Here is a 3,567-nt window from a genome sequence, read left to right on the forward strand (position 1 = left end):
CGCAAATGAGGAGCGACTTATCGATGCGGGTCTGTGAGGTTTTGTAACGGCGGATCGCGTAGATGAGGCCGCGTATCTTCCCTTCGGTCAGGGTTTCGAATACCCTAAGGGCTTCCGGATCGCTCTCCAGTACTGCCTGCAGTTCCTCCGGCATTTCTACCCCGTATTTGGTGGTATCCTCAAAGAACTGAAGTGTAAAATAGTCGTTGGGGTACACCCCCAGGGCCTTCTGGTTGTCTTTTCCGAACATCAGGTAATGGCCGCCTCCCCTTTTCTGCAGGGCCCCGTGAAACGTAATGGCTTCCTTTTCGAAGCGTGCCACGATACGGACGCGCTTATGCCCTTTTTCGAGAAAGGGGGCTACGATTTCCTCAGGCAGTGCGATGCTGTGCATGCCGCTGATGCAGACTTCAAACTCCGGGCTTTGCATCAGGTAAGGAGTTTGGTAATTACCTGGGTCTCGCTGTGCAATGTGCGGTGCACCGGACAACGGTCGGCAATTTCCATCAGCCGCTGCCGTTGCTTTTCATCCAGTTCACCACTGAGCCGGATCTCCCGATGGAAAGTGTCGATCCTGGCCTTGTCAGAATCACAATTCGCACAATCTTCGGCGTGAGTTTTGCTGTATGAGGTATGGACCTCCACATTTTGCAGGTCCCAGCCCTTCCGTTTGGCGTACATCTGCAGGGTCATCACCGTACAGGCCGAAAGCCCGGCGGATACCAGCTCATACGGGGAGGGACCAAAGTTGTTTCCTCCGAAATCCACCGGTTCATCTGCTGTGAAATAATGGTCGCCAATCTTCATGTCCGTGGTAAAACCGGCATCCCCGTCCAGGCTGGCCACCACCTGGTGCTTGCTTTTGAGGGTTGTTTTTTCCGGAAGGGGTACATAACGGCTGGCCCATGCAGCGATTACATGTCCTGCATAATGTGAATCTTCCGACCGGCTCATCAGGTGGTTCGCCCCATCCAGGGTCACAAAACTCTTGGGGTGGTGGGCAGCGTGGTAGATTTCCTCTGCATTCTTTATTTCTACGATGCTGTCCTGGGGGGAGTGCAGGATAAGCAGTGCTTTCCGCAAATTGCGAGCAACCTTGGGCAGGGTATGGGCCTCCAGGTCGTCCAGGAATTGCTTTTTAATGGTAAAGGGCCGTCCACCGACCTTAACCCTCGCTGAACCGGTTTCCTTGATTTCCTCCAGGCGGCTGTCCAACAAGTGGGTCACATGCTGGGGATCTGATGGCGCCCCTATAGTGGCCACGGCACGCACCCCCTCCAGCTGGGCTGCTGCGAAGATCACGGCGGCTCCGCCCAGGGAATGCCCTACGAGCAGGGCGGGTGCCTGCTGCTCGGCTTCCAGATAGTGGGCTGCAGCGACCAGGTCTTCTACATTCCCGGAAAAGTTGGTATCTGCAAAATCCCCTTCGCTTTCCCCCAGCCCCGTAAAATCAAAGCGCAGCACGCCAAACCCCTTTTGGGCAAGGGCCTTGCTGATGTTGCGAACGGCGGCCAAATTCTTGTTGCAGGTAAAGCAGTGCGCAAAAAGGGCAAAGTTGTGGGGGAGCTGATCGGCAGGGAGTTCCAGCCAGCCCACCAGTTCCTGCCCGTCCGAGTTTTGAAAAGTGACCTTTTGTGCTTTCATGTTAGGTCGTTGATAGTTGTTGGTTGTTCGTTGATGGTTGTCGGTTAATCGTTAGTCGTTGTTGGTTTTCTTTTTAAATACTCCCCTCAGGTCCGGGTTGTAAAAGACGGCAAACTGCAGTCGGTCAAAATTGATGTTGTTAAAATGGTTTTTCAGGTAACCCACTTGCACGCTGCTGTTTTCGGTAAGTCGAATACCCACTGCCCCGTACAAACGGTTCTGCCCGAAGATCTCGTCCTGCAGGTTGAGGAAGACCTCGTCGTAAAAGTTCAGGAAAAAGGTATCTGTGAGGGGCAGGGTAAGCTGCAGGCGGTAACGGGCACGGTGCTGGGTTTCGGTGCCCCGTATCGGGCCAAAATCCAGAAAACGCTGTTCCAGGCGGTAGCGGTGCTCGATCCTGAATTCCCAGACCGTGTTGTAAAGCAGTGCTTGCTGGAAGATGCGGTGCTCCAGGATCTCATCATTGATCCCGCTGATATCAGTAAAGCTGGGATCCGTGTCTATGTAGGCGTAGCCAAGGGTAACGATCGCATCATCGTTAATGTGGTAGTTGGCCCCGGTACGCAGCAGCAGCTGGTTGAAATTACTGCTGGTCTCATAGTAGCGGAACTGTGCCTCGGTGTGGATGCTCCATTTTTCCGAGACCCGGTTCATCCCAAAATACATGTACCAGGCCCCCCAGTCATCTTCCCCGGTTTCCTGGGCGTTTAAGCCCATAGCGGTCAGCAGCAGGGCTATAATCCAGATGTTCTTCATATCGGTTGTCTTTGGCTGTTAATTTAATCAAACTAAAAACAAAAAGGCCCCTTACAGGGCCCCTTTATTTTATCCTTGTCCCGCACTATCAGGAGCTGGTTTCCAGTTCCAGGGACTGCCCGTCTTCAATGGGAGTTCCCGGATCTTTCTTCAAATACACCTCCAGGAATTCCAGCACTTTGCTGTAGGCTTCGATCTGGTTTTCCTTTTTCACGAAACCGTGCCCTTCGTCTTCAAACAGCACATATTCCACAGGCACGCCATTGGCACGCACTCCGGCAACGATCTCATCAGACTCCACCTGCAGTACACGGGGGTCCTGGGAGCCCTGCAGTACGATCAAGGGCTTGGTCACCTTGTCTGTATGGAAGAGGGGGGAGATGGCCCTCAGACGCACCGAATCGGCGCTGTAGGGGTCCCCGAGCTCTTTGTAAAGCGCGTCCTTGAAAGAAGCCCACCAGGGCGGGATGCTTTTCAGGGTACGGATCCAGTTGGTTACCCCAAAGAGGTTCACCCCAACTGCAAATTCTTCCGGGGTGTAAGTCAGGGCGGCCATGGTCATATAGCCTCCATAGGAGCCTCCTATGATCCCAATCTTCTCCGGGTCGATCTCGGGTTGCTGTGCCAGCCAGTTCTTGCCTTCCACACAATCCTTCAGGTCCTTGTCACCGTGGTTCAGGTCGTCCATCTGGTAAAAGGTCTTCCCATAGCCACTGCTCCCCCTGTTGTTAACGGCCAGTACGGCGTAGCCATGGTTGACCAGGTACTGGATCAGGGAACTGAAATTCTGACGGCTTTGCCCGCCGGGCCCGCCGTGTACCCATACCAGGGCAGGAACCTTGTTCTCTTCCGAAGCCTGGTGGGGCTTGTAGTAAATGGCCGGGATCTCCAGCCCGTCAAAGGAAGGGTAGCGCACCACCTCTGCCGTTACCAGGTGCTCCTGGGTGATCTCCGGGTTCAGCACATCCGTGATCTTGTTCAGTGCTTTGGATTCCAGGTCATAGACATAGAGGTTGGAAGGGGTATGGGACCCACCAGCATAAAAGCGCATCATGCTTTCATCCCGGGAAAAGCCCACATTGGTGATGCTGGCATTTTCAATTTCGGGCAGTGCAATGTTTTCCCCGCTGGCCACGTCCAATACTTCAATCACATTTTTGGCGTCTT

Annotated in this window: 4 protein-coding genes; all 4 read right to left on the reverse strand. The window is 53.9% G+C overall.

Annotated elements, in window-relative coordinates:
- Window positions 1-430 (reverse strand): YdeI/OmpD-associated family protein (locus tag AC4E7D_RS12805; protein ID WP_490174181.1); only part of this gene is annotated, 430 nt, incomplete at its 3' end.
- Entirely contained in the window at window positions 430-1,644 is a 1,215-nt protein-coding gene (locus AC4E7D_RS12810) for a bifunctional alpha/beta hydrolase/OsmC family protein (RefSeq protein ID WP_490174182.1), read from the reverse strand. The genes AC4E7D_RS12810 and AC4E7D_RS12805, both read right to left, overlap by 1 nt.
- Before the next feature lie 51 nt (window positions 1,645-1,695).
- A complete protein-coding gene (locus AC4E7D_RS12815) occupies window positions 1,696-2,400 on the reverse strand; it encodes a DUF2490 domain-containing protein (protein ID WP_490174183.1) in 705 nt (234 codons plus the stop codon).
- Between the two features lie 88 nt (window positions 2,401-2,488).
- Window positions 2,489-3,567, reverse strand: a 1,079-nt coding sequence (locus AC4E7D_RS12820; RefSeq protein ID WP_490174184.1) for an alpha/beta hydrolase family protein, incomplete at its 5' end; no start/stop codon positions are given.

It is taken from the genome of Lentiprolixibacter sp. (assembly GCF_982873095.1).